This is a genomic window from Reyranella sp. (assembly GCF_965279625.1).
Classification (GTDB): domain Bacteria; phylum Pseudomonadota; class Alphaproteobacteria; order Reyranellales; family Reyranellaceae; genus Reyranella.
Genome location: NZ_OZ257251.1, coordinates 1,695,244 through 1,720,906, shown reverse-complemented (window position 1 = coordinate 1,720,906; position 25,663 = coordinate 1,695,244). Strand labels below are relative to the sequence as shown.

Here is a 25,663-nt window from a genome sequence, read left to right as displayed (position 1 = left end):
GGGCCTACCTGTCGTCCGCCTGGTCGGGCGCCAGGACCCAGGTGTCCTTGGTGCCGCCGCCCTGGCTCGAATTGACGACCAGCGAGCCTTCCTTGAGGGCGACGCGCGTGAGGCCGCCCGGCACGATGGTGATCTTCTTGCCGGAGAGGACGAACGGGCGCAGGTCGACGTGACGCGGCGCGACGCCCCGGCTCACGAAGGTGGGACAGGTCGATAGCGCCAGCGTCGGCTGGGCGATGTAGTTGTCCGGCCGTGCCTTCAGCAGCGCCGTAAACTCCTCGATCTCGGCCTTGCTCGAAGTGGGGCCGACCAGCATGCCCTTGCCGCCCGAGCCGTGGACTTCCTTCACCACGATCTCGGAGAGATGCTCCAGCACGTACTTGTAGTCGTCGGCCCGGTCGCAGCGCCAGGTCGGCACGTTCTGCAGGATCGGCTCCTCGCCGAGATAGAAGCGCACCATCTCGGGGACGTAGGTGTAGGTGGATTTGTCGTCGGCCACGCCGTTGCCCAGCGCATTGACGATGTTGACGCGGCCGGCGCGCAGGGCGCCCAGCAGGCCGGCGACGCCCAGGAACGAATCGGGTCGCATCGCCAGCGGGTCGAGATACGCGTCGTCGACGCGCCGGTAGATCACGTCCACTCTCTGCGGCCCGCGCGGCGTGCGCATGTAGACGCGGCTTTCGTCGACGAACAGGTCTGAGCCTTTCACCAGCTCGATGCCCATCTCGTCGGCCAGAAACGCGTGCTCGAAATAGGCGCTGTTGTGGTGGCCGGGGGTGAGCAGCACGACGTTGGGCTCGTGGCCGTCGCTGAACGAGACCGACCGCAGCGTTGCCAGCAGCTCCTCCGAATAGTCGGCGACGGGAAGGACGCTCATCGCGGCGAACAGTTCGGGCGCCAGCCGCATCATCACTTCGCGGTTCTCGAGGACGTAGGACACGCCGGACGGCGTGCGCACATTGTCTTCCAGGACATAGAAGTCCTTCTCGCCCACGCGGACGAGATCGATGCCGGCAATATGGGCGTGGACGCCGCCGGGCAGTTGCAGTCCCTGCGCCATGGCGACGAATTCGCCGTTCATCAGGATCTGTTCTTCGGGCATGATGCCGGCGCGGCAGATTTCGCGCTGGCCATAGGCGTCGGTCAGGAAGGCGTTGAGGGCGCGCACGCGCTGCGACAGGCCCTTGTGCAGGAACTGCCACTCGTCATACGCGATGACGCGCGGGATGATGTCGAACGGGATCGTCGTTTCGGACCCCTCGGCCGCCCCATAGGCGCCGAAGGTGATTCCGTGCCGGCGGTAGAAGAGATCGACCTCGGTGCGCGTCGCCTCCAACCGTTCGGGCGAGGTCCGCGCGAGCCAGTCGGCGACACCGCGGTAGGGCACACGGATCGAACCGTCGGTGCCCGAATTCATCTCATCGAATACCTTGGCGGCCATCCGGCATTTCACCCCCTGTCAAAGCACCATATAAGCAATCGACGGGCCAACAAAGTGCCCGTGTCCATGGGACGGAGGCGCGGCATGAAGCAGGTGCTGATCGATCGGTACGGAACGCCGTGGGACGTAGCCCGCTGTGCGGACGTTCCCGACGTGGGCCCGCCGGCGCCCGACGAGGTCGTTTTCGACGTGCTGGCCTTCCCGATCAATCCGGCCGACATGTGGTTCTGCAAGGGAAGCTACCGGCTGAAGCCGCCGCTGCCCGCAACGCCCGGCGCGGAATGCGTAGGCCGGGTCTCTGCGGTCGGATCGGCCGTGAAGCATGTCAGGACGGGTGACCTCGTCATCAATCTGCAGCGCGAAAACTGGACGCAGAAGCGCCGGGTGAAGGGGGATGACGCAATTCCGCTGCCGGCCGGCATCGACCTGCGGCAGGCCGCGATGGTACGCATCAACCCGCCGACGGCGCGGCTCATGCTGTCCGACTTCGTCGATCTCGCCGCCGGCGAATGGGTCATCCAGAACGTCGCCAATTCGGCGGTCGGGCGGCTGCTGATCGTGCAGGCGCATCAGCGGGGGCTGCGCACCGTCAACGTGGTGCGCCGGGCCGAGCTCGCAGACGAGCTGAAGGCGCTGGGTGCCGACGTCGTCCTGGTCGACGGCGACGACCTCGCCGACCGCGTCGCCGGGGCGACCGGCAAGGCTGCGATCCGGCTGGGTATCGAGGCGATTGGCGGTGCTGCCACCGGGCGCATCGTCGACTGCGTCGCGACCGAGGCCACCGTGGTGCACTACGGCTCGATGAGCGGCGAGGACCCGAAGGTCACGCGCAGCAACTTCATCTATCGCGGCGTCAAGCTGACCGGCTTCATGCTGGGCCGCGGCCTCGCCAAGCGTGACGCGGCCAAGGTTCGAGACATCTACGCGGAGCTGGCCGGTCAGGTCATGGCGGGTACGCTTTACGCCCCGGTGGACACGGTCTACCCGATCGAGAAGATCAAGGAGGCGCTGGCGCATGCCGACAAAGGCGGGCGCAACGGCAAGATCCTGGTGGCACCGAACGGCGCGATTTGAACGAGGGAGATGGCCAATGAATTCCGACGTAGCGGCAATCGAGAAGGTCCTGCAGGTCTATTTCGACGGGCTGTACGAGGGCGACACGAACAAGCTGGGCGAAGCCTTCCATCCCGCCTCGCACCTCTACAGCGCAGGTCCCGACGGCAAGGCGGCGGACATGCCGCGCGCCGACTGGTTCAAGATGGTCGAGAGCCGCAAATCGGCCAAGCACAGCGGCAGCGAGCGGCGTGACCGCATCGTTTCGATCGACTTTTCCGGCCCGGCGACGGCCTTCGCCAAGGTCGAATGCCAGATCCCGCCGCGCTATTTCACGGACTATCTGACGCTTCTAAAAGTAGAAGGCCGTTGGCAGGTTATTGCCAAGGCCTTCCACACCGTTACCAAATAGACGACTGAACAGGGCGCGAGGAGCCTAGCTCTTCGCGTCCGCCGCGACCTGGACCTTGATCATCTTGTCCGCCGGCGCGGAAACCGCGCCCGAGCCCGGCGCGCCCTTCTTGATCTTGTCCACGAACTCCATGCCGAACGTGACCTTGCCCCAGACAGTGTACTGGCCGTCGAGGAAGTTCGAGTCCTTGAAGACGATGAAGAACTGGCTGCGGGCGCTGTTCGGATCGTTGGTGCGGGCCATCGAGACCGAGCCGCGGGTGTGCGGCTCCTTCGAGAATTCGGCCTTGAGCGTCTCGCCCATGCCGCCGGTGCCGGTGCCCGTCGGGTCGCCGGTCTGGGCCATGAAGCCGTCGATTACGCGGTGGAACACGACGCCGTCGTACTTGCCCTCGCGCGCCAGCTTCTTGATCTGGGCGACGTGGTTGGGAGCGAGGTCGGGGCGCATCTCGATGACGACCCGGCCGTCCTTGAGGTCGATGTAGAGGGTATTTTCCTTATCCATGGCGGAGGCTGCTCCTGCGAACATGAGAATGACGGCAAGGACGGGCGTCAGAATGGCGAGCCGCATGACGTTTTCCTTTGGCGAATCCGCGGTCTTGCCGCGGCCGGCGGGACCTTAATGGCCGATCCCCGAAAGACAAGCGGCAACTTCGGGGCGATGGGGCGGTTCGCCGGAGACCGGCCGGGGCCTCCGCCGGCCCGGATTTCCCCAACCGCGCCGGCGGCTGCGACCGGCCGCCACATACCGACGAGGGCGGAAAACCCGTTACCACCCATGGCTATATCTGGTACTAACCCGTTTGAAATGCGGGGGATTTTGCGGGTCGGAAAAACCGCCGGATCTGAACCGCCGAGGGGACGGATGCATGGTCGTTAAGCGCGTATTGGGCGTCGTGGGACTGGTGGCGGCAATGGCCGGGTTCGGCTTGGCTGCGCCTGCCCAGGCGCAGAAAGTCATCGGCGTGCCACATGATTGGCAGCTGAACTTCCCGCCGCCCTACACGCCGGTCATGGAGCGGGTAGAATCTTTGCATGACCTGCTGCTGGTCATCATCATCGCGATTTGTATCTTCGTGCTGCTGCTGCTGGTTTACGCCGTGTGGCGCTTCCATGCCGGTCGCAATCCGACGCCGACGGCCGTGACCCATCATACGGGGCTCGAGATCGCTTGGACGATCCTTCCGATCCTGGTCCTCGTGGTCATCGCGATCCCGTCCTTCCGTCTGCTCTACTATAGTGACAAGGCGGCCGACGCGGCGATGACCGTCAAGATCACCGGCCACCAGTGGTACTGGTCCTACAATTACCCCGATCAGGGCGATTTCACGGTCGAGAGCCGCATGCTGAGCGAGGCCGACCGCGCCAAAACCAAGCCGCAGGTGCCGCGCCTGCTGGCCGTCGACGAGGAAATGGTGATCCCGGCCAACACCGTGGTGCGCATCATCGGCACCGCCGAGGGTGGCAGCATGCACGGCTGGACGGTCCCGGGCTTCGGCATCAAGAAGACGGTGATCCCCGGCCGCCTCAACGAGGGCTGGATCAGCGTCAAGGAAGAGGGCCTGTATTTCGGCCAGTGCTCGCAGATCTGCGGCCAGAACCACAGCTTCATGCCGATCGGCATTCGCGTGGTCTCGCAGGCCGACTTCGACAAATGGGTGGCGGACAAGAAGAAGGCTGCTGGGCTCGCGCCCGCGACCGACGTCGCCTCCGCCGCCACTCCCGCCACCCGCTAAGCGCTTCTCCGCAGGAGATCAAGAATGGCCACCGCGCACGGCGCCGCCCACGACCACAATGCCCACGGGCATGACGACCATCACACGCCGACCGGCATCAAGCGGTGGCTGTACAGCACGAACCACAAGGACATCGGCACGATGTACCTTGTGTTCTCGATCTTCGCGGCGCTGATCGGGGCGGGTTTCTCCGTCTACATGCGCCTCGAGCTGATGCAGCCGGGCGTCCAGTACTTCAACGGTGCCGACGGCACGCCGGACGGCCACTTCTGGAACACGATCGTGACGGCGCACGGCCTGATCATGGTGTTCTTTGTGGTCATGCCGGGACTGATCGGCGGTTTCGGCAACTGGTTCGTGCCGCTCATGATCGGGGCGCCCGACATGGCGTTCCCGCGCATGAACAACATCAGCTTCTGGCTGCTGCCGCCGGCCTTCATCCTGCTCCTGATGTCTGCCCTGATCGGCGGTGGCGTGGGCACCGGCTGGACGATCTATCCGCCGCTCACGCTCAACCAGGGCGCCGGCATGGACCTGGCGATCTTCTCGCTGCACATCGCGGGTGCTTCGTCGATCCTGGGTGCCATCAATTTCATCACGACCATCCTGAACATGCGCGCGCCGGGCATGACTCTGCACCGCATGCCACTGTTCGCCTGGTCGGTCCTGGTCACGGCATTCCTGCTGCTGCTGGCGCTGCCGGTCCTCGCCGGCGCCATTACGATGCTGCTGACCGACCGCAACTTCGGCACCTCGTTCTTCAAGGCCGAGGGCGGCGGTGATCCGACCCTGTTCCTGAACCTCTTCTGGTTCTTCGGTCACCCCGAAGTCTACATCATGATCCTGCCGGCCTTCGGCATCATCAGTCACATCATCTCGACCTTCGCCCGCAAGCCGATCTTCGGCTACCTCGGCATGGCCTACGCGATGGTGGCGATCGGCGTCGTCGGCTTCGTCGTGTGGGCGCACCACATGTACACGGTCGGCCTGGACGTCGACACGCGTGCCTATTTCGTGGCCGCGACCATGGTGATCGCCGTCCCGACGGGCGTGAAGATTTTCTCGTGGATCGCCACCATGTGGGGCGGCTCGATCCGCCTCACCATTCCGATGCTGTGGGCGATCGGCTTTATCTTCCTGTTCACCGTCGGCGGCGTGACGGGCGTGGTGCTGGCCAATGCCGGCGTCGACTACTCGCTGCACAACACCTACTACGTGATCGCGCACTTCCACTATGTGCTGTCGCTCGGCGCGGTGTTCGGCATGTTCGCCGGCTTCTACTACTGGATCGGCAAGATGTCGGGCCGGCAGTATCCGGAGTGGGCGGCGCAGATCCACTTCTGGGTTACCTTCATTGCCGTCAACCTGACGTTCTTCCCGATGCATTTCTCGGGTCTGGCCGGCATGCCGCGCCACTACGTCGACTATCCCGACGCGATGTCGCACTGGAACTACCTCTCCTCGATCGGCGCGTTCATGTCGTTCGGTGCGACCCTGTTCTGGCTCGTCTTCGTGGTCTTCGGCACGCTGATGTTCGGCCGCAAGGTCGGTGCGAACTACTGGGGCGAAGGGGCAACGACCCTCGAATGGACGGTTTCTTCACCGCCGCCGTTCCACACGTTCGAGGAACTGCCGCACATCTCTCCGACGGCAAACCACTAGGAACGGAGCGGAGGCGCCCCAAGAAGGCGCCTTCGCCTTGAAGGGCATATGAGCGACACCGCGCACACATTCACGGGCAGCATCGATGGAACCGCCACGCCTGCGCGCGTGCGCGACTACATCGACCTGCTGAAGCCGCGCGTGATGTCGCTGGTGGTCTTCACCGGCTGGATCGGCGTAGTGATCGCGCCGGTCCACATCCACCCGTTCAAGGCGGCGCTCGCGGTTCTGGCGATCGCCCTGGGATCGGGCGCGGCTGGTGCCATCAACATGTGGTACGAACGCGACCTCGATGCCCTGATGGTGCGCACGCGGAACCGCCCGCTGCCGGCCGGGCGCGTCGCGCCGGACGACGCGCTGGGCCTCGGCGTGCTGCTGTCGATCTTCTCGGTGCTGCTGATGGCCGTATCGACGAACCTCGTGGCGGCGGCGCTGCTCACGGCGGCGATCCTGTTCTACGTTTTCGTCTACACGATCTGGCTGAAGCGCCGGACGCCGCAGAACATCGTGATCGGTGGTGCGGCCGGCGCCTTCCCGCCGATGATCGGCTGGGCCGCGGCGACCGGCGACGTGTCCGCCGTCGGGATCGCGCTCTTCCTGCTGGTCTTCCTCTGGACCCCGCCGCATTTCTGGGCGCTTGCCCTCTATCGCAGCGAAGACTATCGCCGGGCCGGCGTGCCGATGCTGCCGGTGGTGGCCGGGCCGCGCGAGACCAAGCGCCAGATGGTGATCTACACGCTGCTGCTGCTGCCGGTCGCCCTGGCGCCGACGCTGCTGGGTGCCGTCGGCTGGTTCTATGGTTCGGTCGCGCTGGCGCTCAGCCTCGGCTTCATCGGCCACGCGATTGCCGTGTGGCGAACCGCGGACGACGATACGGCCTTCGGCGCCGCGCGAAAGATGTTTCGCTATTCGCTGATCTATCTCGCCGCCCTGTTCGCGGCCCTGCCGGTCGATCTGGTGCTGAGCCGGATCGCGGGATGAGCGCGGCCATGGCACAGGACCGTCGACCGGGCGATACTGACATGCACCGCCGCCAGCGCGGCAAGAACCTGTTCATCGCGGGTTTCCTCATCCTGCTCGCGGTCCTTTTCTTCACCCTGACAATCGTGCGCATGGGAGGCTACGGATGACGGACGACACGCCCGACACCGCCGCCAAGAACAAGCGGCTGGCGCGACGACTGTTCCTCGTGACGGCCGGCATGGGCGGCTTCGCCTATGCTTCGGCGCCGCTCTACGATCTCTTCTGCCGCACCACCGGCTTTGGCGGTACGCCTGTCGTGGCACAGTCCGGCGACCGGCCGATCCTCGACCGGACGGTGAAGGTGCGTTTCGATTCCAACGTCGACACGTCCCTGCCGTGGCGCTTCCAGCCGCTGCAGCGCGAGGTCACGGTCCGCCTAGGCGAGGAGTATCTCGCCCACTATCGCGTGACCAACCTCTCGCAGCGACCGGCCGTCGGCACGTCGACCTACAACGTCACCCCCGAAACGGCGGGTGGGTGGTTCAACAAGCTCCAGTGCTTCTGCTTCACGGAGCAGCTTCTGCTGCCCGGGCAGTCCGTGGACATGCCCGTGATCTTCTTCGTCGATCCCGAGTTGGACAAGGATCGGCGCTACGACAACATCCGGACCATCACGCTCTCGTACACATTCTTCGAGGCGAAGACGGAACGGGCCAAGACCTTGCTGGGCGGATTGCCCGGCAGCGATATCGGAAAGGGTGGATGAACATGGCCGGCGGTACTCCGAAGCATCCCTATCATCTGGTCGACCCCAGCCCGTGGCCGGCGCTGGGTTCGTTCGCCGCCCTGTTGCTGGCGTTCGGCTTCGGCTTTGCGCTGCATCCGGACATGCTGGGGCCGGGCTTCGGCACCTTCATGAAGGCCGTGCACTGGTGGGGGCTGGCCCCCGGCCTGCTTCTGGTGCTGGGCGTCATGTACTGGTGGTGGTCGGACGTCATCGCCGAGTCGCGCGTCTATCATACTGCCGTGGTCCAGCTCGGCCTGCGCTACGGCATGATCCTGTTCATCGCCTCGGAAGTGCTGTTCTTCGCAGCCTTCTTCTGGGCGTTCTTCGACGCCGCGCTTTACCCCGGCGCGCCGAACATGCCGGTCCGTGCCGAAGCCACCGGCGGCATCTGGCCGCCCAAGGGCATCAACATCATCGCGCCGTTCGACCTGCCGTTGATGAACACGCTGATCCTGCTGCTGTCGGGCACCACGGCGACCTGGGCGCATCACTCGATCATCGAGGGCAACCAGAAGGACGCCGTCCGCGGCCTGCTGTGCACCGTCCTGCTCGGCATGATCTTCACCGGCGTCCAGGCCTATGAGTACCTGCACGCGCCGTTCACGTTCAGCCAGGACATCTATACGTCGACCTTCTTCATGGCGACGGGCTTCCACGGCTTCCACGTGCTGGTCGGCACGATCTTCCTGATCGTCTGCCTGATCCGTGCCTCGAAGGGCCAGTTCAAGCCCAAGCAGCATTTCGGCTTCGAGGCCGCTGCCTGGTACTGGCACTTCGTCGACGTGGTCTGGTTGTTCCTGTTCTTCTGCATCTACTGGTGGGGCGCCGGCAAGGCACCGATCGCCCTGCACTGAGGCAGGCATACAGGCTATCTTGGAACCGCCGGGTGCTCCCCGGCGGTTCGTCTTTGGGAGACCACCCTTGTCCGACTGGCCCCGCCAATCGCCCCTCGACGTCGCCCTGCGCGGCGCCTGCCCGCGCTGCGGCAAGGGACGGCTGTTCGCCGGCCTGCTGAATGTCGTGGATCGCTGCGTCTCATGCGGTCTCGACCTGCGCGGCAACGATGCGGGCGACGGGCCGGCGGTGTTCGTCATCCTGGGACTGGGCGCCATCATCATGATTCTCGTCTTCTGGGTGGAGTTCCGCTACGAGCCGCCGTGGTGGCTGCACGTCGTGATCTGGTTGCCGCTTACCTTCGCACTGGCCGTCGGGATGCTGCGCTTCCTCAAGGCGCTGCTGGTCGCCCAGCAATTCGCCCATCGCACGACCGAACTCGACGAATAGGGGAAACACGATGATCCGGCTGCGGCCCGCTCTCTGGCCCACGCTCGTCTCGCTGCCGATCCTGGTCCTCTCGCTGGGACTGGGCCTGTGGCAGATGGAGCGCCGCGAATGGAAGCGCGACATCCTCGACCGCATCGCCACCAACCAGGCGGCGGCGCCGATGACGCTCGACGAGCTGCTGACCGGCAATCCGCTGCGCCATGAATACGGGCGCGTGAAGGTCACCGGCACCTTCGAGCATGGCCACGAGTTTTTCCTGGCCGCGCGCAGCCTGAAGAACAAGGTCGGGCTGCAGGTCATCGTGCCGTTGAAGGCCGATGACGGGCGCATCGTCCTGTTCGATCGCGGCTGGGTGCCGGACCGCGCTGCCGCGACACAGGCCGCGGTGCAGCCGGCGGGGCGGGTTGAGCTCACCGGCCTGGTACGCCGCTCGCAGATCAGGGCACGCTTTGCGCCTGAGAACGTGCCGGAGAAGAACGTCTGGTTTCAGGCCGACGTGCCGCTGATGCGCAAGATGGCGGGCGCACCGCCGGATCCCAAGCTGGACACGTTCTTCCTGGAGTCCGACTCCACGCCCAATCCGGGTGGCGTGCCGGTGGGCGGCCAGACGCGACTCGAGATTCCCAACGACCATCTCCAGTACGCCATCACCTGGTTCCTGATTGCCCTGGCGCTGGCCGGCGTCTATCTCGCCTATCATTGGGAGAACGGCCTGTTGGTGATCAACGGGCGCAAGAAGGTCCCATGATCGCCAACGATCCCTATGCCGAGCTGGAGCGCCGCTTCGCGCGTCTGAGCGCCATCGGCCGCGCCTCGGCGATCCTGAACTGGGACCGTTCGACCATGATGCCGGACGGGGCCACCGAGGATCGTGCAGATCAGCTGGCGACGCTGGGCGTCATCGCCCATGAGATCATTGCCGCCCCCGAGATGGCCGCTCTCCTGTCGCGCGCCGAGCAGGACAGCGCCTCGCTCGATCCCTGGCAGGCTGCCAACCTGCGCGAGATGCGCCGGTCGTGGGTGCACGAGAGCGCACTGCCGTCCGACCTCGTCGAGGCGCGCACGCGGGCCTGCTCGGCCTGCGAATTGGCCTGGCGCTCGGCGAAAAAGAACGCCGACTTCAAGTCCTTGCTGCCGACCCTGACTGAGGTCCTGAACATCACGCGGCGGGTGGGCGAGGCCAAGGCCGCGGCACTGGGCACCTCGCTCTACGACGCGCTGCTCGACGAGTTCGAGCCCGGCGGCCGTTCGGCGCGAATCGATCTGCTGTTTGCCGAGCTGCGTGGGTTTCTGCCCGACCTGCTGGGACGCGTGCTCGAGCGTCAGAAGAGCCGGCCCGATCCTCTGCCGCTCGAAGGTCCGTTTCCCGTCGAGGCCCAGCGCCGGCTGGGTGAGGAGCTGATCCGCCGGATCGGCTTCGACTTCCATCACGGCCGCCTCGATGTGTCGGCCCATCCTTTCACCGGCGGCACCTCGGACGATGTGCGCATCACCACGCGCTACGACGAGGCCGATTTCGCCCGCGCCCTGATGGGGGTGCTGCACGAGACCGGTCACGGTCTCTACGAGGCCGGCCTGCCCAAGGCCTGGCGCCGCCAGCCGGTCGGCACGGCGCGCGGCATGACCCTGCACGAGAGCCAGTCGCTGTTGATGGAGATGCAGGCCTGCCGCAGCGACGCCTTCGTGGCCTTTGCCGCCCCGCGCATGCGCGCCGCCTTCGCCAAGGACGGCCCCGCCTGGACCGAGGCAAACATCCACCGGATCTACACGCGGGTGGCGCCGGGCTTCATCCGCGTCGATGCCGACGAGGTCACCTATCCGCTGCACATCATGCTGCGCTACCGGCTGGAGCGGGCGATGCTGGCGGGCGACCTCGCGCTGGCCGATCTGCCGGGTGCCTGGAACGACGGCATGCGCGAGCTTCTGGGCATCGTGCCGCCCGACGATTCGCTGGGCTGCCTGCAGGACATCCATTGGCCGGACGGCGGGTGGGGCTATTTCCCGACCTATACGCTTGGGGCGCTGGCCGCGGCTCAGCTTTTCGCCGCCGCCCGTCGCGCCCGTCCCGGCCTGATGGAGGCCATCGGCAAGGGCGATTTCGCCCCGCTGCTCGGCTGGCTGCGCACGAATGTGCACGGCAAGGGCTCGATCGCGACGACCGACGAGATCCTGTCGGAGGCCACCGGTGCGCCGCTGGGCGCCGCCGCCTTCAAAGCCCATCTGGAAAGCCGCTACCTCCAGGCGTAAGAGGGACCCATGCTCGACCTTCGTCCGAACTGTGAATGCTGCGACAAGGACCTGCCCAACGGCGCGTCCGACGCCCTGATCTGCACCTTCGAGTGCACGTTCTGCGCCGCCTGCGCACAAACCCGCCTGGGCGGTCATTGCCCGAACTGCGGCGGCGATCTGGTCAAGCGCCCGACCCGCCCCGAGAAAGCGCTGGCCAAATTCCCGGCCTCCACCAAGCGGGTCCGCAAGGACCACGAGGCTTGTCGGCAGGTCGCCTAGTCGGAGTTTACCTTGCGTTACATCAGCACCCGCCACGGCTCTCAGGGCAATCCTGGTCCGCTCGGCTTCGAAGACATCATGCTGGCGGGCCTGGCCCGTGACGGCGGCCTCTACCTGCCAGCCGAATGGCCGCAGTTCAGCAAGGCCGAGATCGCGGCCCTGAAGGGGCTGAGCTATACCGACCTCGCCTTTCGCATCATGAAGCCGTTCGTCGGCGACACTTTCGGCGACACGACCTTCCGTCGCCTGATCGGCGAGGCCTATGCCTCGTTCGAGACGCCGGAGGTCGCACCGCTGAAGCAGCTGGGCGATTCGGGCCTGCACCTGCTCGAGCTGTTCCATGGACCGACACTCGCCTTCAAGGACGTGGCGCTCCAGCTGCTCGGCCGCATGCTCGACCAGACGCTGACGGCTCGCGGCCAGCACGCCACCATCGTCGGTGCCACCTCGGGCGACACCGGCTCGGCTGCCATCGAGGCGGTGCGCGACCGCAAGACCATCGACATCTTCATGCTGTTCCCGCACGGCCGCGTGAGCGAGGTTCAGCGCCGGCAGATGACGACGGTACTGGCGCCCAACGTCCACAACATCGCCGTGCAGGGCACGTTCGACGACTGCCAGGATCTCGCAAAGGCCTGCTTCAACGACCTCGCGTTCCGCGACAGGCACGCGCTGACGGCGGTGAACTCGATCAACTTCGCCCGGGTGATGGCGCAGATCGTCTACTATTTCTGGGCGGCGCTGAAGCTCGGCGCCCCGGAGCGCCCTGTGGCGTTCAGTGTGCCCAGCGGCAATTTCGGCAACGTCTACGCGGGCTATGCCGCGAAGCAGATGGGGCTGCCGATCTCGCACTTCGTGGTCGGCGCCAACAGCAACGACATCCTCGCGCGCTTCTTCGAGAGCGGCACGATGACGACCTCCGAGGTCGTGCCGACCTTGAGTCCCAGCATGGACATCCAGATCTCGAGCAACTTCGAGCGTCTGCTGTTCGACCTCTACGATCGCAACGGGACCACCCTGGCGGATGCGATGACGGCGTTCCGCAGCACCGGCACCCTGAAGGTCGGCGGCAACGTTCTGGCGGGCGTGCGGGAGCTCTTCGACGCGGGCCGTCTGGATGATGCGGGTACCCTGGCTGCCATGAAGGACTGCCTGACGCGCTACGGCGAGACGATCGATCCGCATACCGCGGTGGGCTATGCGCTGGCCCAGCAGCATCGCCGCGATCCCGCCATTCCCATGGTCGTGCTGGCGACGGCGCATCCCGCCAAGTTCCCCGACGCCGTCGAGAAGGCGACCGGACAGCGGCCGCGTCTGCCGGCGCGGCTCGCCGACCTGCTGGAGCGGGCAGAGCGCGCCGACGGGATCGCGAACGACGTCGCGGCCCTGAAATCCATGATCGACGAACGACGGGAAATGGCCGCCGCGCCCGCGGCCAGAAACAAGGTGCGCACGTGAGCAATGTAAAGGTTACGACGCTGGGTAATGGCCTGCGCGTCGCCGTCGACCCGATGCCCGAGGTGGAATCGGCGTCGCTCGGCATCTGGGTCGCTTGCGGCACGCGCCACGAGACCGCCGAGCTGAACGGCATGGCCCACATGCTTGAGCACATGGCGTTCAAGGGCACGCGCACCCGCAGCGCGCGCGCCATCGCCGAAGAGATCGAAAATGTCGGCGGCAGCCTGAATGCCTATACGGGGCGGGAGATCACCGCCTATCACGCCTCGGTCCTGAAGGAAGACGTGGCGCTCGGCATCGAGATGGTGTCGGACATCCTGCGCAACTCGGTGTTTGATCCCGACGAGTTGCAGCGCGAGCGCGGCGTCATCCTGCAGGAGATCGGCCAGGCGCTGGACACGCCCGACGACCTGATCTTCGACCAGTTCCAGGAGACCGCTCTCCCAGGCCAGCCGCTCGGCCGGCCGGTGCTCGGCACCGCAACCTCGGTCGAGGCGATTGGCCGAGACCATCTCTTTGCCTATCTCGCGCGTCACTACACGGCCGGCAACATGGTCCTGTCGGCGGCGGGTCGCGTCGAGCACGACCAGATCGTCGATCTCGCCGAGAAGCATTTCGGCTCAGTGCCGCGCACCCCGGCCAATGCCGAGCGGCCGGTGCCGCTCGCCTATGTCGGTGGCGACGGCCGCGAGCAAAGGGTGCTCGAACAGGCGCATCTGGTGCTGGGTTGTGAGGGCATCGGCTATCGCGACCCCGACTATTTCGCGCTGGCGATTTACTCGACCCTGTTCGGCGGCGGCATGTCCTCGCGTCTGTTCCAGCGCATCCGCGAGGAGCGGGGGCTGGTCTACGGCATCCACTGTTTCAATACCGCCTATGCCGATGGCGGCCTGTTCGGCATCTATGCCGGCACCGGCGAGGACGATCTCGCCGAACTGGTACCCGCGGTGTGCGAGGAATTCGTCACCGTGGCCGATACGCTGAACGAGCAGGAGCTCGTGCGCGCCCGCAACCAGATCAAGGCCGGCACGCTGATGGCCCTTGAGTCCAGCGGCGCGCGCTGCGAGCAGGCGGCGCGCCATCTGATCGTCCATGGCCGCACGATTCCGTATGCCGAGATCGTCTCGCGCATCGAGGCGGTCGACCAGGACGCCGTCCGCCGTGTCGCGCGGCGCCTGCTGCAGGGCGAACTCACTCTCGCCGCCCTGGGCCCGATCGACGGCCTGGAGTCGCTCGACAAGATCGCCGGGCGCCTCGCCGCCTGATCTGCCTCAGTGGAGCGTGCAGCTCCAGTTACGCAGCTTTCGGCAGTTCGGTCTGTGCCGCGCGCGGAGGGACGCCGATCGCGGCGCGTTCGATGGCGGTCTTAATCTCGGCGCTGCGGCGGACCAGATTGTAGCGCAGGCCGGTGTAGAGGTTCATCGGGAACGGCATCGGCGCGTTGAAGTCGATGATCAGCACGACCCGCGTCTCGTCTGTCTGGTTCTTCACCCAATGCTCTCGCGTGTCGTCAAAGACCAGCGGCTCGCCTTCCTTCCAGAAGAAGTGGTGGCCGCCGATCTCGATCCAGCATTTCTCCGGTTCGGTCGGCACGATCAGCGGATAGTGGAAGCGGATGATGCCAGCGGCAGATCCCCGGTGCGGCTCGATTTCGGCGCGGCCGGCGAGGATGCTGAACAGCGCGGTGTGGACGCCGGGGATTCGTGCGATCGCTGCCATTGTGTCCGGCACCGCTGCGGCGTTCTCCGGAACTTCGTGGCCCCACAGCTTCAGCAGAAAGGTGCGCCAGGCGCGGCCCGGCACGTAGAGGTCGCGCGGATGCACCTCGTGGAGGGCAGGGATCTCTTCATGATGGCTCAGGAGGTACTCGAGGTCGGCCTTGATCTTGGCGTGGCTGTTCTTGAGTTCGCCCAGCACAGGGAAGACCTTCATCGCATCCTCGCCGCCCAGCGGCAGCTTCGGCATGTTGCGAAGGATCATGTCCGAAAGCTTGAGGTTGAAGTCCTCCAGCGGCTGCTGGGGAAGCCAGATGTGCTTGGTGAGATAGAATCTGCCCTTTTCGCCGATAGCGGGCTTGTTTGCCGAGTCCATGACCGATGTGTCCCGAGAACTTGCGATGGGTGGATGTACTACGCCCGTTTGGCCGAAAGGCGGCGGCTTCTCTGGCAGCACCGGGCGTGGCGGACCGTCTCAATTTCCTACGTCAAACCCCGGAAAGCATGCAAGAATTCCAGAGAACCACGAGTGTAGCCCAATATGTTCCGCTTTGCCGACGTCCCATTGTCGCTGTCAGGGATGACCCGGATCACCGGGAAACGCGTGTTTCTGCGTGCGCCGAGCATGGACGACTGGCCCGAATGGGCCGAATTGCGGGCTCGCAGCCGGGCCTTCCTGACCCCCTGGGAGCCCACTTGGCCGGAGGATTCGCTGGCGCGGGACCACTACCGGCGCCGGTTGCGCCAGCAGGCCAAGGAGTGGCGGGCGGGGGAAGCCTACGGCCTGTTCGTCTTCACCAATGAAGGTCGCCGGCTGGTCGGCGGCATCAACCTCAGCAATGTTCGCCGCGGCGTCGCCCAGACGGCGTCCGTCGGCTACTGGATGGGCCAGCCCTATGCCGGCCAGGGCCTGATGACCGACGGGCTGCGCGCCACCCTGCCGTTCGTGTTCGACGACCTGCGGCTGCACCGGCTCGAGGCCGCCTGCCTGCCGCACAACGAGCCTTCCAAGGGCGTCCTGACGAAGGTCGGCTTCCACGAGGAGGGGCTCGCCCGGCAGTATCTGCGCATCAACGGGCAGTGGGCCGACCATCTGCTGTTCGCGTTGCTGCGCGCCGACTACGACGCGCTGCTTCGGGCGCCGCGATAACGGGCAGGAGACCTCTCCATGCGCAATCTGACCCCGACCTCGATCACCCAGGCCTTTGCCGACTATGCCCGCAACGCGCCCTCCGAACGCGCCCGGACCTTGCTCGTCTCACTGGCCGGGCACCTGCACAGTTTCGTGCGCGAGAACAAAGTGACCCAGGCCGAATGGGGCGCCGCCATCGATGCGCTGACCCGCGCCACGAAGTTCACGGACGACAAGCGCAACGAGTACATCCTGTTCTCCGACCTCATCGGCGTGTCGTCGCTCGTTGACATGGTGAACGCCGCGGGCAACGGCACACCTTCATCCGTCCTCGGTCCGTTCCATATCGAAGGTGCGCCCGAGTTGGCGAATGGCGGCGACCTGTGGCGCGGCCAAGTGGGCGAGCCGCTGGTCGTGAGCGGCCGCGTCTTCGACGGTAAGGGGGCGCCGGCCACGGGTACCGTGCTGGCGATCTGGCAGAACGCCGGTAACGCGCTCTATGCCCAGCAGGACCCGTCGCAGTCACCGACCAATTATCATGCGCGGCTCGCCGTTGCCGACGACGGCACTTTCGCCTTCACTACGGTCCGACCGGTTTCCTACAAGGTGCCAGATGACGGCCCGGCCGGTGACATGCTGCGTATCCTGGGCCGCCACGCCTGGCGGCCGGCGCATCTCCACATGATCATCCGGGCGCCCGGGCACGAGCCACTGATCACCGAGTTCTTTCCCGAGGATGACGCGCATCTCGACGCGGATGCGGTGTTCGGCGTGCGCGCCGGCCTCGTCCTGCCCTTCGCCAAGGTGACCGACCGCGCCGCGCTACCCGCCAACCTCGCGGCCCGCGACACGCTGCCCTTGCCGGTCTGGGCGACGCGGCTCGACCTGACTCTACCCGCGGGTTGATGCCGCTCGTTCGCCTCCGCGATGTCTCCCGGGTTTTCACGAACGGCGTCCAGGCGCTGGGCGGCGCTTCGCTCGACGTCGAGGCTGGCGAATTCCTGAGCGTGCTCGGCCCCTCGGGCTGCGGAAAATCGACCCTGTTGCGCCTGGTCGCCGGCCTCGCCGAGCCGACCGCCGGCACGATCGAGTGGCCGCAGGGCAAGCCCGACCTGGGGTTCGTCTTCCAGGAGCCGACCCTGATGCCGTGGACGACGGCGCTGGCCAACGTGGCGCTTCCGCTCAAGCTGCGCGGGGTGGCGCGCTCCGAGCGCGAGGCGCGCGCGGCCGAAGCGCTCGCCGGCGTGGGGCTCCAGGGCTTCGAGAAGAGCTATCCGCGCGAACTGTCGGGAGGCATGAAGATGCGCGTCTCGATCGCGCGGGCCCTGGTGACGGGTCCTAGGCTCCTGCTGATGGACGAACCCTTTGCCGCGCTCGACGAGATCACGCGGCGCAGGCTCAACACGGATCTCCTGGAACTGTGGCAGCGCACGCGGTTCACCGCCGTGTTCGTGACCCACTCGGTGTTCGAATCGGTGTTCCTGTCGCAACGCATCGTGGTGATGAGCGAACGCCCCGGCCGCGTGCGTTCCGTGCTCGCCATCCCGGCACCCTATCCGCGCAGCGAGGCCTTCGGCACCTCCGCCGACTACGCCGCCCTCTGCCGCCTCACCTCGACGCAGCTTTCGGAGGCGATGGCGGCATGAGCGCACGCATCGTCGCTCCGGTCCTGATGGGGCTGTTCATGCTGGCCCTGTGGGAAGGACTCGTTCGGGCGATGGCGATCCCGCCCTATATCCTGCCGGGGCCGATCCTGGTGGCGAAGACGCTGGGGGCGGACTGGGGCACGCTGTGGCCGGCGCTGGTGGTCACGCTCAGCATCACCCTCCAGGCCTTGCTGGCCGCGGTGGTGGTGGGCGTCCTGCTGGCGCTGCTGTTCTCGCTGTCGCGCTGGATCGAGCTGTCGCTCTTTCCCTACGCCATCATCCTGCAGGTGACGCCGATCGTGGCCATTGCGCCGCTGATCATCGCTTGGGTCGACGACGTCAATGTCTCGCTGCTGATCTGCGCCTGGCTGGTCGCCTTCTTCCCGATCCTGTCGAACACGGTGCTGGGCCTGCGCTCGGTCGACCGCAACCTGCTCGACCTGTTCGAGCTCTACGGTTCGAGCCGCTGGCGCAGCCTGATCGATCTGCGCCTGCCCGCGGCGCTGCCGTACTTCCTGGGAGGACTGCGAATCTCGGGTGGGCTGGCGCTGATCGGCGCCGTGGTGGCCGAGTTCGTGGCGGGCTCAGGCGGGCGGGAGTCAGGTCTTGCCTATCGCATCCTCGAGTCGGGCTACCAGCTCAAGATCCCGCGCATGTTCGCGGCCCTGGTGCTGATCTCGGCGGCGGGCATCGCGATCTACCTGCTGCTGTCCCTGGTCTCGCACTTGCTGCTGCGCCGCTGGCACGAAAGCGCGCTCAACGAAGAGTGAGTCAGCGTCGGCGCATCGCCGCCCGGCCGAGGAAGAACGAAGCCGTCGCCACACCAGTGGCCAGCAGGAGATAGCCCGCCTCATAGACGCCGGTGATCGCGAGCACGGTGCGGAACAGGAGCGGCGACAGGAGCGCGCCGCAGAAGACGAAGAGCTGGGTCGCGCCGGTAAACTCCGCGGCGCGGCCCGGCGGGGCGCGCGAGGCGCTCTCGGCGATGAACACCCCGTTCCAGCCCACGGCGGTGCCGCCCAGAATGGTGCAGACGATGTAGACGGCGCTGGTCGGCCAGGCGGGCGTCGAGAAGGACATCACCGTGGCGGCCATCGCGATGATGGCGCCGATGCCCGCAAGTACCGCCGACGGCCTGCGCAGCAGGTCGGCGAGTGCGCCCCAGAAGATACGGCCGAAGGCGCCGGCGACCGTTGCCGCCGACAGGAGCGCGCCGGCCAGCACGTAGGACATCTGCAGCCCATCGACGGCATAGACGACGGTGAAGTTCACGACGATCGCCTGCGTGGCGGAGAACAGCATGCCGATGAAGCACATCGGCCGCAGGATCGGGTCGCGCCAGGCGAGCTGCAGCGGCTCGAAAATCTCCGACAGCGTCGGCAGGCGCGCTGAACCGCCGGTGCGTTCGTCGTCGTACAGGGCGCGCAGCGGCTGGATGGCGATGGCGGCGGCGATCGAGAGGAGGCCGACCGAGGCGGCGGCCCAGCGCCAGCCGAAATCCAGCGCGAGGGTTGGCAGCACGGCGCCGCAGATCGCGAAGCCCAGCGGCACGCCGCTCTGTTTTAGCGAGAAGGTGACGTTGGCCAGCCGCCGCGGAGACACGCGCGCCAGGATGTGGGAGCTGGCAATGGTGAGCGGGCCCGAGCCCAGGCCCACGATGAAGGCCGAGAGCGCGGCCATCGCCACGCCGCCCGTGGCGAAGATGAAGGAGCCAATCGCCGCAATCGTGAGTCCGGTCTGGATGAAACGGATCGGTCCCAGCCGGCGGGTGATCGTGCCGCCGCCGACGGTCGAGATCATCGCCGCGAGATAGACGATCGACACATAGTAGGCGACGTCGGCGGCCGCGACGCCGAACTCGGCGGCGGCGGCCGGCGCCAGCACGGAGGCCTGATTGAACACCATCGTCGAGATGACCTGGATCAGGGTCAGCGAGGCGAGGGCGACGAGATAGCGACGAAGGTCGGTCGGCGCGGCAGACATGCGCCGGGACTATAGCGACCGGATTCAGGCGGGCGAGAAGACTCTCCATTCGCGGTGCCCATAGCGAAACGCAGGGCTCGGGGCACTTACCTGCCTGCTTACGACCACGTTGCTCCCCGACCCACCGCGCCTATCTTGGCCTGACCCCTATCTCAGCCCTGCGAGGAAGTTCTCGACGAGAGGCGACCAAACGGAACTGCCGTTGCCCGATCCGGCCAGACTGTGACCGTCGCGCCCGAAGGCGCCGACCGGGCGGTACGTCGCCTTGCCGCCTGCCGCGTCGTAGGCGCCGGCCATCTGCTTTGCGAGGGACGGCTCGAAGAAGCTGTCGTTCTCCGCATAGATCCACAGCATCGGCACGCGGGCCGTTGCGCCATACTTCGCGGCGGCCTCGACGAGCGACCTCGGCGCACAGTTGCCCGTGCCGCCGCCCTTCAATTGTTGATGTCCGCCGCGACCGCCCGCGAAACTGATCATGCCCGAAACGCCGGACGGATTGCGGCTCGACAAGGCGACCGTCGCCCAACCCCCGGCCGACTGACCGACCACGATGGTCCGGTCGGGCGCGACATAGGGCTGCGTGCGCATGAAATCGATGGTGGCCTGGATGTCGGCGGCGCCCTGGAGGCCGGCGTTGAAATAGTCGGGCAGGTCGCACGAACCGTAGCCTTCGGCCCAGTTTGCACCGCTTTCGCCGTAGCCGCGGCGCAGCGGCAGGGCCACGACATAGCCGCGCGACAGGAAGAACGACGATAGGGCCGTGTAGCGCGGGCGCTCCATCTTGGCGCGCTGCGAGCCGTCCGCGGCCGAGCCGTGGTTGATGACGACCAGTGGGCTTCTCGCCTCGCCCGGCGGGCGCATCACCGTCGCGACCAGCGTGGATCCACCTGGACCAGGGATGCGGACTACCTGCTGGCGATCCTGTGCGGCCAGTGGCCCGATGCAGATGAAGAAGAGAAGAACTGCAATTGGACCAAAGCGCATGGAATATCTCTTATCGGCCGCTGCGCCGTGCGGGCTTGCCGCGTCCACCCGAACCCGTGCGCACGCCGCGAAAGACACGGGAGTGCTGCATCTTGCCGAGGTGGACGCCGACATTGGCGCTGGCGGCCTGGCCCGGCAGCTCGAGTTCGTGCGCTTCGAGGCGGCGGATCTCGTCGCGCAGGCGGCCGGCCTCCTCGAATTCGAGGTCGGCGGCGGCGGCGCGCATCCGCTTTTCGAGTTCGGCGATGTGAGTGCGCAGATTGTGCCCGACCAGATGCACGTCACCCGACACACCGGTATCGACCGTGTAGTGGTCGCGCTCGGCGGTCGACTGCAGGATCTCGGCGATGTTGCGTTTGACCGAGGCCGGCGTGATGCCGTGCTCCTTGTTGTAGGCAGTCTGCTTGGCGCGACGACGATCGGTCTCCGAAATGGCGTACTTGATCGAGTCCGTCATCTTGTCGGCATAGAGGATGACCCGGCCATCGACGTTGCGCGCGGCACGTCCGATCGTCTGCACCAGCGAGGTCGGTGAACGCAGGAAGCCTTCCTTGTCGGCGTCGAGAATCGCGACCAGTGCGCATTCTGGAATATCCAGGCCCTCGCGCAGCAGGTTGATGCCGACCAGTACGTCGAAGGCGCCGAGCCGCAGGTCGCGGATGATCTCGATGCGCTCCAGCGTGTCGATGTCGGAATGCAGGTAGCGGCAGCGGATGCCGGCTTCGTGCATGTACTCGACCAGATCCTCGGCCATGCGCTTGGTGAGCACGGTGACCAGCACGCGCTCGCCCTTCTTCGCGCAGTCCTTGCACTCGGCGATCAGGTCGTCGACCTGCTTCTCGACCGGCCGGATCAGGACGGTCGGGTCGATCAGGCCGGTCGGACGGATCACCTGTTCGATGAAGGTGCCTTGTGTGCGCTCCATCTCCCAGTCACCGGGCGTGGCGCTGACATAGGTCGTCTGCGGCCGCAGCGCGTCCCATTCCTCGAACTTCAGCGGCCGGTTGTCGATCGCCGAGGGCAGGCGGAAGCCGAACTCGGCCAGCACGCTCTTGCGGTTGAAGTCGCCGCGGAACATGCCGCCGATCTGCGGCACCGTGACGTGGCTCTCGTCGCAGATCAGCAGGGAATTCTCAGGGAAGTATTCAAACAGCGTAGGGGGCGGATCGCCGGCCTTGCGGCCGGTCAGATAGCGCGAATAATTCTCGATGCCGGCGCAGGCGCCGGTCGTCTCCATCATCTCGATGTCGAACAGCGTGCGCTGCTCGAGCCGCTGCGCCTCCAGCAGGCGGCCGGCGCGGTTGAACTCCTCCAGCCGTTGCTTGAGGTCGGCCTTTATCTGCTCGATCGCCTTCTGCAGCGTCGGCTTGGGCGTCACGTAGTGGCTGTTGGCGTAGACGATGATGTCGTTCAGCGACAGGGTCTTGTCGCCGGTCAAAGGATCGAACTCGGTAATCGATTCGATCTCGTCGCCGAACATCTCGAAGCGCCAGGCGCGATCCTCGTAGTGGGCCGGGAACAGGTCGATCGTGTCGCCGCGCACCCGGAAGGCGCCGCGCTGGAAGGCGTTGTCGTTGCGCTTGTACTGCTGTTCGACGAAGCGGCGCAGCAGGGTGGAACGGTCGATCTTCTGGCCCTTGTGCAGGCGGAAGGTCATCTTCTGGTAGTTCTCCAGCGGACCGATGCCGTAGATGCACGAAACAGAGGCCACGATGATGACGTCGTCTCGCTCCATCAGTGCGCGCGTCGCGGAGTGGCGCATCCGGTCGATCTGTTCGTTGATCGACGAATCCTTCTCGATGAAGGTGTCGGTACGGGGGACGTAGGCTTCAGGCTGGTAGTAGTCGTAGTACGAGACGAAATACTCGACGGCGTTTTCCGGGAAGAACCCCTTCATCTCGGCATAGAGCTGCGCCGCCAGCGTCTTGTTGGGCGCCATCACCAGCGCCGGCCGGCCCTGGCTCGCAATCACGTTGGCCATCGTGAAGGTCTTGCCCGAGCCGGTGACGCCCAGCAGGACCTGGTCTCGCTCGCCGCCTTCGACCCCGGCGATGAGCTGCTTGATCGCCCCGGGCTGGTCGCCGGCCGGCGTATAGTCGGACACGAGCTTGAAGGGCTTGGGCGTTACGCCTTCGAGCTCCGGGCGCCGCTGGATGTACGGCATCAGGAGGGGGGCAGCCGGAACCGCGAGATTCTTTGAGGCCATGACCTCCATTATATGATGCGCGCCCGGCGCTCCGGCAATGCTAGCGTCCGCGCGCGATGCCCGATCTGTTGAGCGCTCCCTTCCTTATTTCCGCCCTCGTTGCCTGCATTGCAGGCATGGTGCGAGGCTTCGCCGGATTCGGCGCCGCGATGCTGATGACGCCGGTGTTCTCGGCCCTCTACGGCCCCGCGGTGGGCATTGCACTCTGCCTCCTGCTGGAAATCGCGGTCGCCCTGCCGCTCGTGCCGGGCGTCGTGCGGCTGGTCGACTGGCGGCGTATCGGCTTGCTGCTGCTGGCGGCGGCCCTCGCGGTGCCCCTTGGCACCCACACGCTGACCGGGGTTGAGCCCGAGCCGATGCGGTGGGCGATCTCGGCCATCATTCTCGGGGCGGTCATCCTGCTGGCCAGCGGCTGGCGCTATTCCGGGCGCCCGAACGCCGCGGCCACAGTCGCGGTCGGTGCGACCAGCGGCTTCCTGAACGGGCTCTCGGGCATGGCCGGCCCGCCGATCGCCTTCTACTATCTTGCGGGCAGCGAGCCGGCCGCGCGCGTGCGGGCCAATCTCACGACCTATTTCGTGTTCGTCGATCTGATCGCCCTGGCATCTTTCGCGTCGCGCGACCTGATCGGCTGGAACACCGGCGTGCAAGGCCTGTTTCTTGCTCCGGCGGTGATGCTGGGCGGCGTTTTGGGCGAGCGGCTGTTCCCGCTGGCCAGCGAGAGTTTCTATCGCCGTCTCGCGCTCGGCCTCCTGGTCTGCGTCGCCATCGGCTCCTTGCTGGTATAAAGGCACGGTATGAGGATCTGGGACAAAATCGTGGAAGGCATGAACGGTCTCGGCATCGCCGAGCTGTTGGGCCTGTCCTCGCCGCCGGCCGACGATGGCGGCCATCCCGGCCTGCGGCAGATCGGCTTCACTATCGGCGTCATCGCCCTGGGCGCGAAGATGGCGCGCGTCGATGGCCAGGTCTCGGAGGTCGAGAGAGCGGCGTTCCGTGAGTTCTTCCAGGTGCCGCCGGGTGAGGAGGCGAACGTCGAGCGTTTCTTCGACCTGGCCAAGCGCGATGTCGGCGGCTTCGAAACCTATGCCCGCCAGGTGGCCGCGCTGTTTCCCGATGCGCCGGAAGTCCTGGAGAACGTGATCGAGGGCCTGTTCAGCATTGCGCAGGCCGACGGCAAGATCGATGTCGCGGAAGCTGACTATCTCGCGAAGGTCGCGAACATTTTCGGCCTGCCCAGCTCGCGTTTCGAGCGCGCAAAGGCGGCGGCTCTGGGCGCGGTGGAGTGTGAGCCCTGCGTCGTGCTCGGCATCGATCCGCTGGCCACCGACGAGCAGATCCGCGAAGCCTGGTTGCGGCAGGTCCGCGCCAACCATCCCGACCGGCTCATGGCGCAGGGGTTACCGGAAGAGGCGATCGCGGTCGCGAATCGCAAGCTCGCGCTGATCAATGACGCCTATGACCGGCTGCGCAGGCAGCGCGGCCTCGTGCCGGCCTGACCATGAAGCTGGTCGACCTTCCGTCACCCAACCACGCGCCCAGGCCGGACGGCACGGTCGTCGATATCCTCGTGCTGCACTACACGGAGCTTCCGCTGCAGGAGTCGCTCGACATCCTGCGGGACAGCACGCGCGAGCTGCGTGTCAGCTCACACTACGTGCTGGATCTCGACGGCACGGCCTACCGCCTCGTGCCTGAGGATCGCACCGCCTGGCACGCCGGCAAATCGTGGTGGCGCGGTCGCGAGGCGCTGAACGCGACCTCGATCGGCATCGAGATCGTGAACCTCCACGGCGATCGCCACGATTATCCGGCGGCGCAGATCGAGGCGCTGATCGAACTCTGCCGGGGAATCCTGGCGCGCCATCCGGCGATCGAGCCGCGCAACGTCGTCGGCCATTCTGACATCTCGCCCCAGCGCAAAATCGATCCGGGGCGGCGTTTTCCTTGGAAGCGATTGGCGCAGCAGGGGATCGGCCTGTGGCCAAGAGCCGGCACACGGCCGCTGGACGGCGATTTCCACAAGGCGCTTCAGCGATTTGGCTACGCTGCCCCGCTCGCCGTGCCGCCGAGAGAGATCGTAAAGGCCTTCCAGCGCCATTACCGGCCGGCACAGGTCGACGGCATGATCGATCCCGAAACGCGCTCGCAGTTGGCGGGCCTGCTTGACCCGATGGGGGGAGCAGCCTAGTCAGGCGCCGGGTCAGACGGCTGGATGGCTGCACTCGGGCGGGCAACCGCACGGGTGAGGAAAGTCCGGGCTCCACGGAGACACGGTGCCGGATAACGTCCGGCGGGGGCGACCCCAGGGAAAGTGCCACAGAAAACAGACCGCCTGCCTGGTTCGCCAGGACGGCAAGGGTGAAACGGTGGGGTAAGAGCCCACCGCGCGACCGGCAACGGAAGCGGCATGGCAAACCCCACCGGGAGCAAGACCAAATAGGGGCGACACGCCGGGTAACCGGCAGCGGTGTTTCCGCGTCGTCGCCCGGGTCGGTCGCGCGAGGCGCTCGGTAACGGGCGTCCCAGAGGAATGGCCATCCATCGCTTTCGGGCGAGGACAGAACCCGGCTTACAGGCCGTCTGACCCATTTCATTCCGCACGAGCAATTGAATCTACAACCCCTTGTGCTTGCCGGTGGCCAGCGGGCAATAGATGTCGTGTCTAAGTCTTTCAGATTCCTTGTGGATTCC

At 66.2% G+C, this 25,663-nt stretch carries 27 protein-coding genes and 1 other RNA gene; 22 read left to right on the top strand and 6 right to left on the bottom strand.

Translation table 11 applies throughout. The annotated features are described in order from the left end of the window. Positions 1 to 4 precede the first annotated feature (4 nt). The gene (locus ACQY78_RS08380) at positions 5 to 1,441 is read right to left on the bottom strand and encodes a circularly permuted type 2 ATP-grasp protein (protein ID WP_428684551.1); all 1,437 of its coding nucleotides are present in this window, start codon (positions 1,439 to 1,441) and stop codon (positions 5 to 7) included. A gap of 84 nt (positions 1,442 to 1,525) precedes the next feature. Here ACQY78_RS08380 and ACQY78_RS08375 point away from each other — a divergent pair, with 84 nt between their 5' ends. Then, on the top strand, positions 1,526 to 2,515 hold the full coding sequence (locus ACQY78_RS08375) for a zinc-dependent alcohol dehydrogenase family protein (protein ID WP_428684549.1): 990 nt from the start codon (positions 1,526 to 1,528) through the stop codon (positions 2,513 to 2,515). A gap of 16 nt (positions 2,516 to 2,531) precedes the next feature. Then, positions 2,532 to 2,906: a nuclear transport factor 2 family protein gene (locus tag ACQY78_RS08370; RefSeq protein ID WP_428684547.1), complete on the top strand. Its 375-nt coding sequence runs from the start codon at positions 2,532 to 2,534 to the stop codon at positions 2,904 to 2,906. 24 nt (positions 2,907 to 2,930) lie between these two features. On the opposite strand, the gene ACQY78_RS08365 is transcribed toward ACQY78_RS08370, so the two are convergent. Continuing rightward, a complete protein-coding gene (locus tag ACQY78_RS08365; protein WP_428684545.1) occupies positions 2,931 to 3,410 on the bottom strand; it encodes a peptidylprolyl isomerase in 480 nt (159 codons plus the stop codon). 364 nt (positions 3,411 to 3,774) lie between these two features. Here ACQY78_RS08365 and coxB point away from each other — a divergent pair, with 364 nt between their 5' ends. From coxB to ACQY78_RS08305, 12 genes are all read left to right on the top strand, one after another. Then, positions 3,775 to 4,641, top strand: a complete 867-nt coding sequence (gene coxB, locus ACQY78_RS08360; RefSeq protein WP_428684542.1) for a cytochrome c oxidase subunit II — start codon at positions 3,775 to 3,777, stop codon at positions 4,639 to 4,641. A gap of 24 nt (positions 4,642 to 4,665) precedes the next feature. Then, positions 4,666 to 6,303, top strand: a complete 1,638-nt coding sequence (gene ctaD / locus ACQY78_RS08355; protein ID WP_428684540.1) for a cytochrome c oxidase subunit I — start codon at positions 4,666 to 4,668, stop codon at positions 6,301 to 6,303. Positions 6,304 to 6,351: 48 nt separating this feature from the next. Continuing rightward, positions 6,352 to 7,284, top strand: coding sequence for a heme o synthase (gene cyoE / locus ACQY78_RS08350; protein ID WP_428684538.1), 933 nt, complete (start codon positions 6,352 to 6,354; stop codon positions 7,282 to 7,284). Positions 7,285 to 7,292: 8 nt separating this feature from the next. Further along, a complete protein-coding gene (locus tag ACQY78_RS08345) occupies positions 7,293 to 7,433 on the top strand; it encodes a hypothetical protein (RefSeq protein ID WP_428684536.1) in 141 nt (46 codons plus the stop codon). Continuing rightward, the gene (locus ACQY78_RS08340; RefSeq protein ID WP_428684534.1) at positions 7,430 to 8,032 is read left to right on the top strand and encodes a cytochrome c oxidase assembly protein; all 603 of its coding nucleotides are present in this window, start codon (positions 7,430 to 7,432) and stop codon (positions 8,030 to 8,032) included. Before ACQY78_RS08345 ends, ACQY78_RS08340 begins: the two co-directional genes overlap by 4 nt. Positions 8,033 to 8,034: 2 nt before the next feature. After that, positions 8,035 to 8,907 (top strand): cytochrome c oxidase subunit 3, encoded by an 873-nt coding sequence (locus ACQY78_RS08335; RefSeq protein ID WP_428684532.1) that lies wholly within the window; start codon positions 8,035 to 8,037, stop codon positions 8,905 to 8,907. A 67-nt stretch (positions 8,908 to 8,974) separates the two neighbouring features. After that, positions 8,975 to 9,337, top strand: coding sequence for a DUF983 domain-containing protein (locus ACQY78_RS08330; RefSeq protein WP_428684530.1), 363 nt, complete (start codon positions 8,975 to 8,977; stop codon positions 9,335 to 9,337). Positions 9,338 to 9,347: 10 nt separating this feature from the next. Continuing rightward, positions 9,348 to 10,085: an SURF1 family protein gene (locus ACQY78_RS08325; RefSeq protein WP_428684528.1), complete on the top strand. Its 738-nt coding sequence runs from the start codon at positions 9,348 to 9,350 to the stop codon at positions 10,083 to 10,085. Beyond that, positions 10,082 to 11,584, top strand: coding sequence for a carboxypeptidase M32 (locus tag ACQY78_RS08320; protein ID WP_428684526.1), 1,503 nt, complete (start codon positions 10,082 to 10,084; stop codon positions 11,582 to 11,584). The genes ACQY78_RS08325 and ACQY78_RS08320 overlap by 4 nt, the downstream gene beginning before the upstream one ends. 9 nt (positions 11,585 to 11,593) lie before the next feature. Next, positions 11,594 to 11,845: a DUF1272 domain-containing protein gene (locus ACQY78_RS08315; protein WP_428684524.1), complete on the top strand. Its 252-nt coding sequence runs from the start codon at positions 11,594 to 11,596 to the stop codon at positions 11,843 to 11,845. Positions 11,846 to 11,857: 12 nt separating this feature from the next. Continuing rightward, the gene (gene thrC, locus ACQY78_RS08310; protein ID WP_428684522.1) at positions 11,858 to 13,303 is read left to right on the top strand and encodes a threonine synthase; all 1,446 of its coding nucleotides are present in this window, start codon (positions 11,858 to 11,860) and stop codon (positions 13,301 to 13,303) included. Beyond that, positions 13,300 to 14,568 carry a M16 family metallopeptidase gene (locus ACQY78_RS08305; protein WP_428684520.1) on the top strand — a complete coding sequence of 423 codons (1,269 nt, stop codon included), beginning with the start codon at positions 13,300 to 13,302 and terminating at the stop codon, positions 14,566 to 14,568. Before thrC ends, ACQY78_RS08305 begins: the two co-directional genes overlap by 4 nt. Before the next feature lie 28 nt (positions 14,569 to 14,596). On the opposite strand, the gene ACQY78_RS08300 is transcribed toward ACQY78_RS08305, so the two are convergent. Then, entirely contained in the window at positions 14,597 to 15,394 is a 798-nt protein-coding gene (locus tag ACQY78_RS08300; RefSeq protein ID WP_428684518.1) for an aspartyl/asparaginyl beta-hydroxylase domain-containing protein, read from the bottom strand. Between the two features lie 165 nt (positions 15,395 to 15,559). Here ACQY78_RS08300 and ACQY78_RS08295 point away from each other — a divergent pair, with 165 nt between their 5' ends. Genes ACQY78_RS08295 through ACQY78_RS08280 form a run of 4 tightly spaced genes read left to right on the top strand, consistent with a single transcriptional unit; the run spans position 15,560 to position 18,566 of the window. Then, positions 15,560 to 16,168 carry a GNAT family N-acetyltransferase gene (locus ACQY78_RS08295; protein ID WP_428684516.1) on the top strand — a complete coding sequence of 203 codons (609 nt, stop codon included), beginning with the start codon at positions 15,560 to 15,562 and terminating at the stop codon, positions 16,166 to 16,168. An 18-nt stretch (positions 16,169 to 16,186) separates the two neighbouring features. Beyond that, positions 16,187 to 17,056 carry a dioxygenase gene (locus ACQY78_RS08290; RefSeq protein ID WP_428684514.1) on the top strand — a complete coding sequence of 290 codons (870 nt, stop codon included), beginning with the start codon at positions 16,187 to 16,189 and terminating at the stop codon, positions 17,054 to 17,056. Continuing rightward, entirely contained in the window at positions 17,056 to 17,796 is a 741-nt protein-coding gene (locus ACQY78_RS08285) for an ABC transporter ATP-binding protein (RefSeq protein WP_428684512.1), read from the top strand. The genes ACQY78_RS08290 and ACQY78_RS08285 overlap by 1 nt, the downstream gene beginning before the upstream one ends. Further along, positions 17,793 to 18,566, top strand: a complete 774-nt coding sequence (locus tag ACQY78_RS08280) for an ABC transporter permease (RefSeq protein WP_428684510.1) — start codon at positions 17,793 to 17,795, stop codon at positions 18,564 to 18,566. The genes ACQY78_RS08285 and ACQY78_RS08280 overlap by 4 nt, the downstream gene beginning before the upstream one ends. A 1-nt stretch (position 18,567) precedes the next feature. On the opposite strand, the gene ACQY78_RS08275 is transcribed toward ACQY78_RS08280, so the two are convergent. The 3 genes from ACQY78_RS08275 to uvrB all read right to left on the bottom strand — a co-directional run bounded on the left by ACQY78_RS08275 (position 18,568) and on the right by uvrB (position 22,969). Further along, positions 18,568 to 19,779, bottom strand: a complete 1,212-nt coding sequence (locus ACQY78_RS08275) for an MFS transporter (RefSeq protein ID WP_428684508.1) — start codon at positions 19,777 to 19,779, stop codon at positions 18,568 to 18,570. 147 nt (positions 19,780 to 19,926) lie between these two features. Next, complete coding sequence (locus ACQY78_RS08270) at positions 19,927 to 20,763, bottom strand: alpha/beta hydrolase family protein (protein ID WP_428684506.1); 837 nt, start codon at positions 20,761 to 20,763, stop codon at positions 19,927 to 19,929. A 10-nt stretch (positions 20,764 to 20,773) separates the two neighbouring features. Further along, positions 20,774 to 22,969, bottom strand: coding sequence for an excinuclease ABC subunit UvrB (gene uvrB / locus ACQY78_RS08265; RefSeq protein ID WP_428684504.1), 2,196 nt, complete (start codon positions 22,967 to 22,969; stop codon positions 20,774 to 20,776). 116 nt (positions 22,970 to 23,085) lie between these two features. Here uvrB and ACQY78_RS08260 point away from each other — a divergent pair, with 116 nt between their 5' ends. The 4 genes from ACQY78_RS08260 (at position 23,086) to rnpB (ending at position 25,560) form a co-directional block, all read left to right on the top strand. Beyond that, positions 23,086 to 23,757 carry a sulfite exporter TauE/SafE family protein gene (locus ACQY78_RS08260; protein WP_428684502.1) on the top strand — a complete coding sequence of 224 codons (672 nt, stop codon included), beginning with the start codon at positions 23,086 to 23,088 and terminating at the stop codon, positions 23,755 to 23,757. 39 nt (positions 23,758 to 23,796) lie between these two features. Further along, the gene (locus tag ACQY78_RS08255) at positions 23,797 to 24,468 is read left to right on the top strand and encodes a TerB family tellurite resistance protein (protein WP_428686341.1); all 672 of its coding nucleotides are present in this window, start codon (positions 23,797 to 23,799) and stop codon (positions 24,466 to 24,468) included. Positions 24,469 to 24,470: 2 nt separating this feature from the next. Beyond that, a complete protein-coding gene (locus tag ACQY78_RS08250; RefSeq protein ID WP_428684500.1) occupies positions 24,471 to 25,160 on the top strand; it encodes an N-acetylmuramoyl-L-alanine amidase in 690 nt (229 codons plus the stop codon). Positions 25,161 to 25,172: 12 nt separating this feature from the next. Further along, positions 25,173 to 25,560, top strand: an RNA gene (rnpB, locus tag ACQY78_RS08245) — RNase P RNA component class A. The last annotated feature ends 103 nt before the right edge of the window (positions 25,561 to 25,663 follow it).

Bases quoted from the DNA above. Each gene is read 5' to 3' on its own strand.
- cyoE (WP_428684538.1), top strand. From the start codon at position 6,352: ATGAGCGACACCGCGCACACATTCACGGGCAGCATCGATGGAACCGCC.
- uvrB (WP_428684504.1), bottom strand. From the start codon at position 22,969: ATGGCCTCAAAGAATCTCGCGGTTCCGGCTGCCCCCCTCCTGATGCCG.
- ACQY78_RS08335 (WP_428684532.1), top strand. From the start codon at position 8,035: ATGGCCGGCGGTACTCCGAAGCATCCCTATCATCTGGTCGACCCCAGC.
- ACQY78_RS08290 (WP_428684514.1), top strand. From the start codon at position 16,187: ATGCGCAATCTGACCCCGACCTCGATCACCCAGGCCTTTGCCGACTAT.
- coxB (WP_428684542.1), top strand. From the start codon at position 3,775: ATGGTCGTTAAGCGCGTATTGGGCGTCGTGGGACTGGTGGCGGCAATG.
- ACQY78_RS08315 (WP_428684524.1), top strand. From the start codon at position 11,594: ATGCTCGACCTTCGTCCGAACTGTGAATGCTGCGACAAGGACCTGCCC.
- ACQY78_RS08375 (WP_428684549.1), top strand. From the start codon at position 1,526: ATGAAGCAGGTGCTGATCGATCGGTACGGAACGCCGTGGGACGTAGCC.
- ACQY78_RS08250 (WP_428684500.1), top strand. From the start codon at position 24,471: ATGAAGCTGGTCGACCTTCCGTCACCCAACCACGCGCCCAGGCCGGAC.
- ctaD (WP_428684540.1), top strand. From the start codon at position 4,666: ATGGCCACCGCGCACGGCGCCGCCCACGACCACAATGCCCACGGGCAT.
- ACQY78_RS08325 (WP_428684528.1), top strand. From the start codon at position 9,348: ATGATCCGGCTGCGGCCCGCTCTCTGGCCCACGCTCGTCTCGCTGCCG.
- ACQY78_RS08285 (WP_428684512.1), top strand. From the start codon at position 17,056: ATGCCGCTCGTTCGCCTCCGCGATGTCTCCCGGGTTTTCACGAACGGC.
- ACQY78_RS08280 (WP_428684510.1), top strand. From the start codon at position 17,793: ATGAGCGCACGCATCGTCGCTCCGGTCCTGATGGGGCTGTTCATGCTG.
- ACQY78_RS08300 (WP_428684518.1), bottom strand. From the start codon at position 15,394: ATGGACTCGGCAAACAAGCCCGCTATCGGCGAAAAGGGCAGATTCTAT.
- ACQY78_RS08340 (WP_428684534.1), top strand. From the start codon at position 7,430: ATGACGGACGACACGCCCGACACCGCCGCCAAGAACAAGCGGCTGGCG.
- ACQY78_RS08295 (WP_428684516.1), top strand. From the start codon at position 15,560: ATGTTCCGCTTTGCCGACGTCCCATTGTCGCTGTCAGGGATGACCCGG.
- ACQY78_RS08365 (WP_428684545.1), bottom strand. From the start codon at position 3,410: ATGGATAAGGAAAATACCCTCTACATCGACCTCAAGGACGGCCGGGTC.
- ACQY78_RS08275 (WP_428684508.1), bottom strand. From the start codon at position 19,779: ATGTCTGCCGCGCCGACCGACCTTCGTCGCTATCTCGTCGCCCTCGCC.
- ACQY78_RS08345 (WP_428684536.1), top strand. From the start codon at position 7,293: ATGGCACAGGACCGTCGACCGGGCGATACTGACATGCACCGCCGCCAG.
- ACQY78_RS08320 (WP_428684526.1), top strand. From the start codon at position 10,082: ATGATCGCCAACGATCCCTATGCCGAGCTGGAGCGCCGCTTCGCGCGT.
- ACQY78_RS08380 (WP_428684551.1), bottom strand. From the start codon at position 1,441: ATGGCCGCCAAGGTATTCGATGAGATGAATTCGGGCACCGACGGTTCG.
- ACQY78_RS08370 (WP_428684547.1), top strand. From the start codon at position 2,532: ATGAATTCCGACGTAGCGGCAATCGAGAAGGTCCTGCAGGTCTATTTC.
- ACQY78_RS08270 (WP_428684506.1), bottom strand. From the start codon at position 20,763: ATGCGCTTTGGTCCAATTGCAGTTCTTCTCTTCTTCATCTGCATCGGG.
- ACQY78_RS08260 (WP_428684502.1), top strand. From the start codon at position 23,086: ATGGTGCGAGGCTTCGCCGGATTCGGCGCCGCGATGCTGATGACGCCG.
- ACQY78_RS08255 (WP_428686341.1), top strand. From the start codon at position 23,797: ATGAACGGTCTCGGCATCGCCGAGCTGTTGGGCCTGTCCTCGCCGCCG.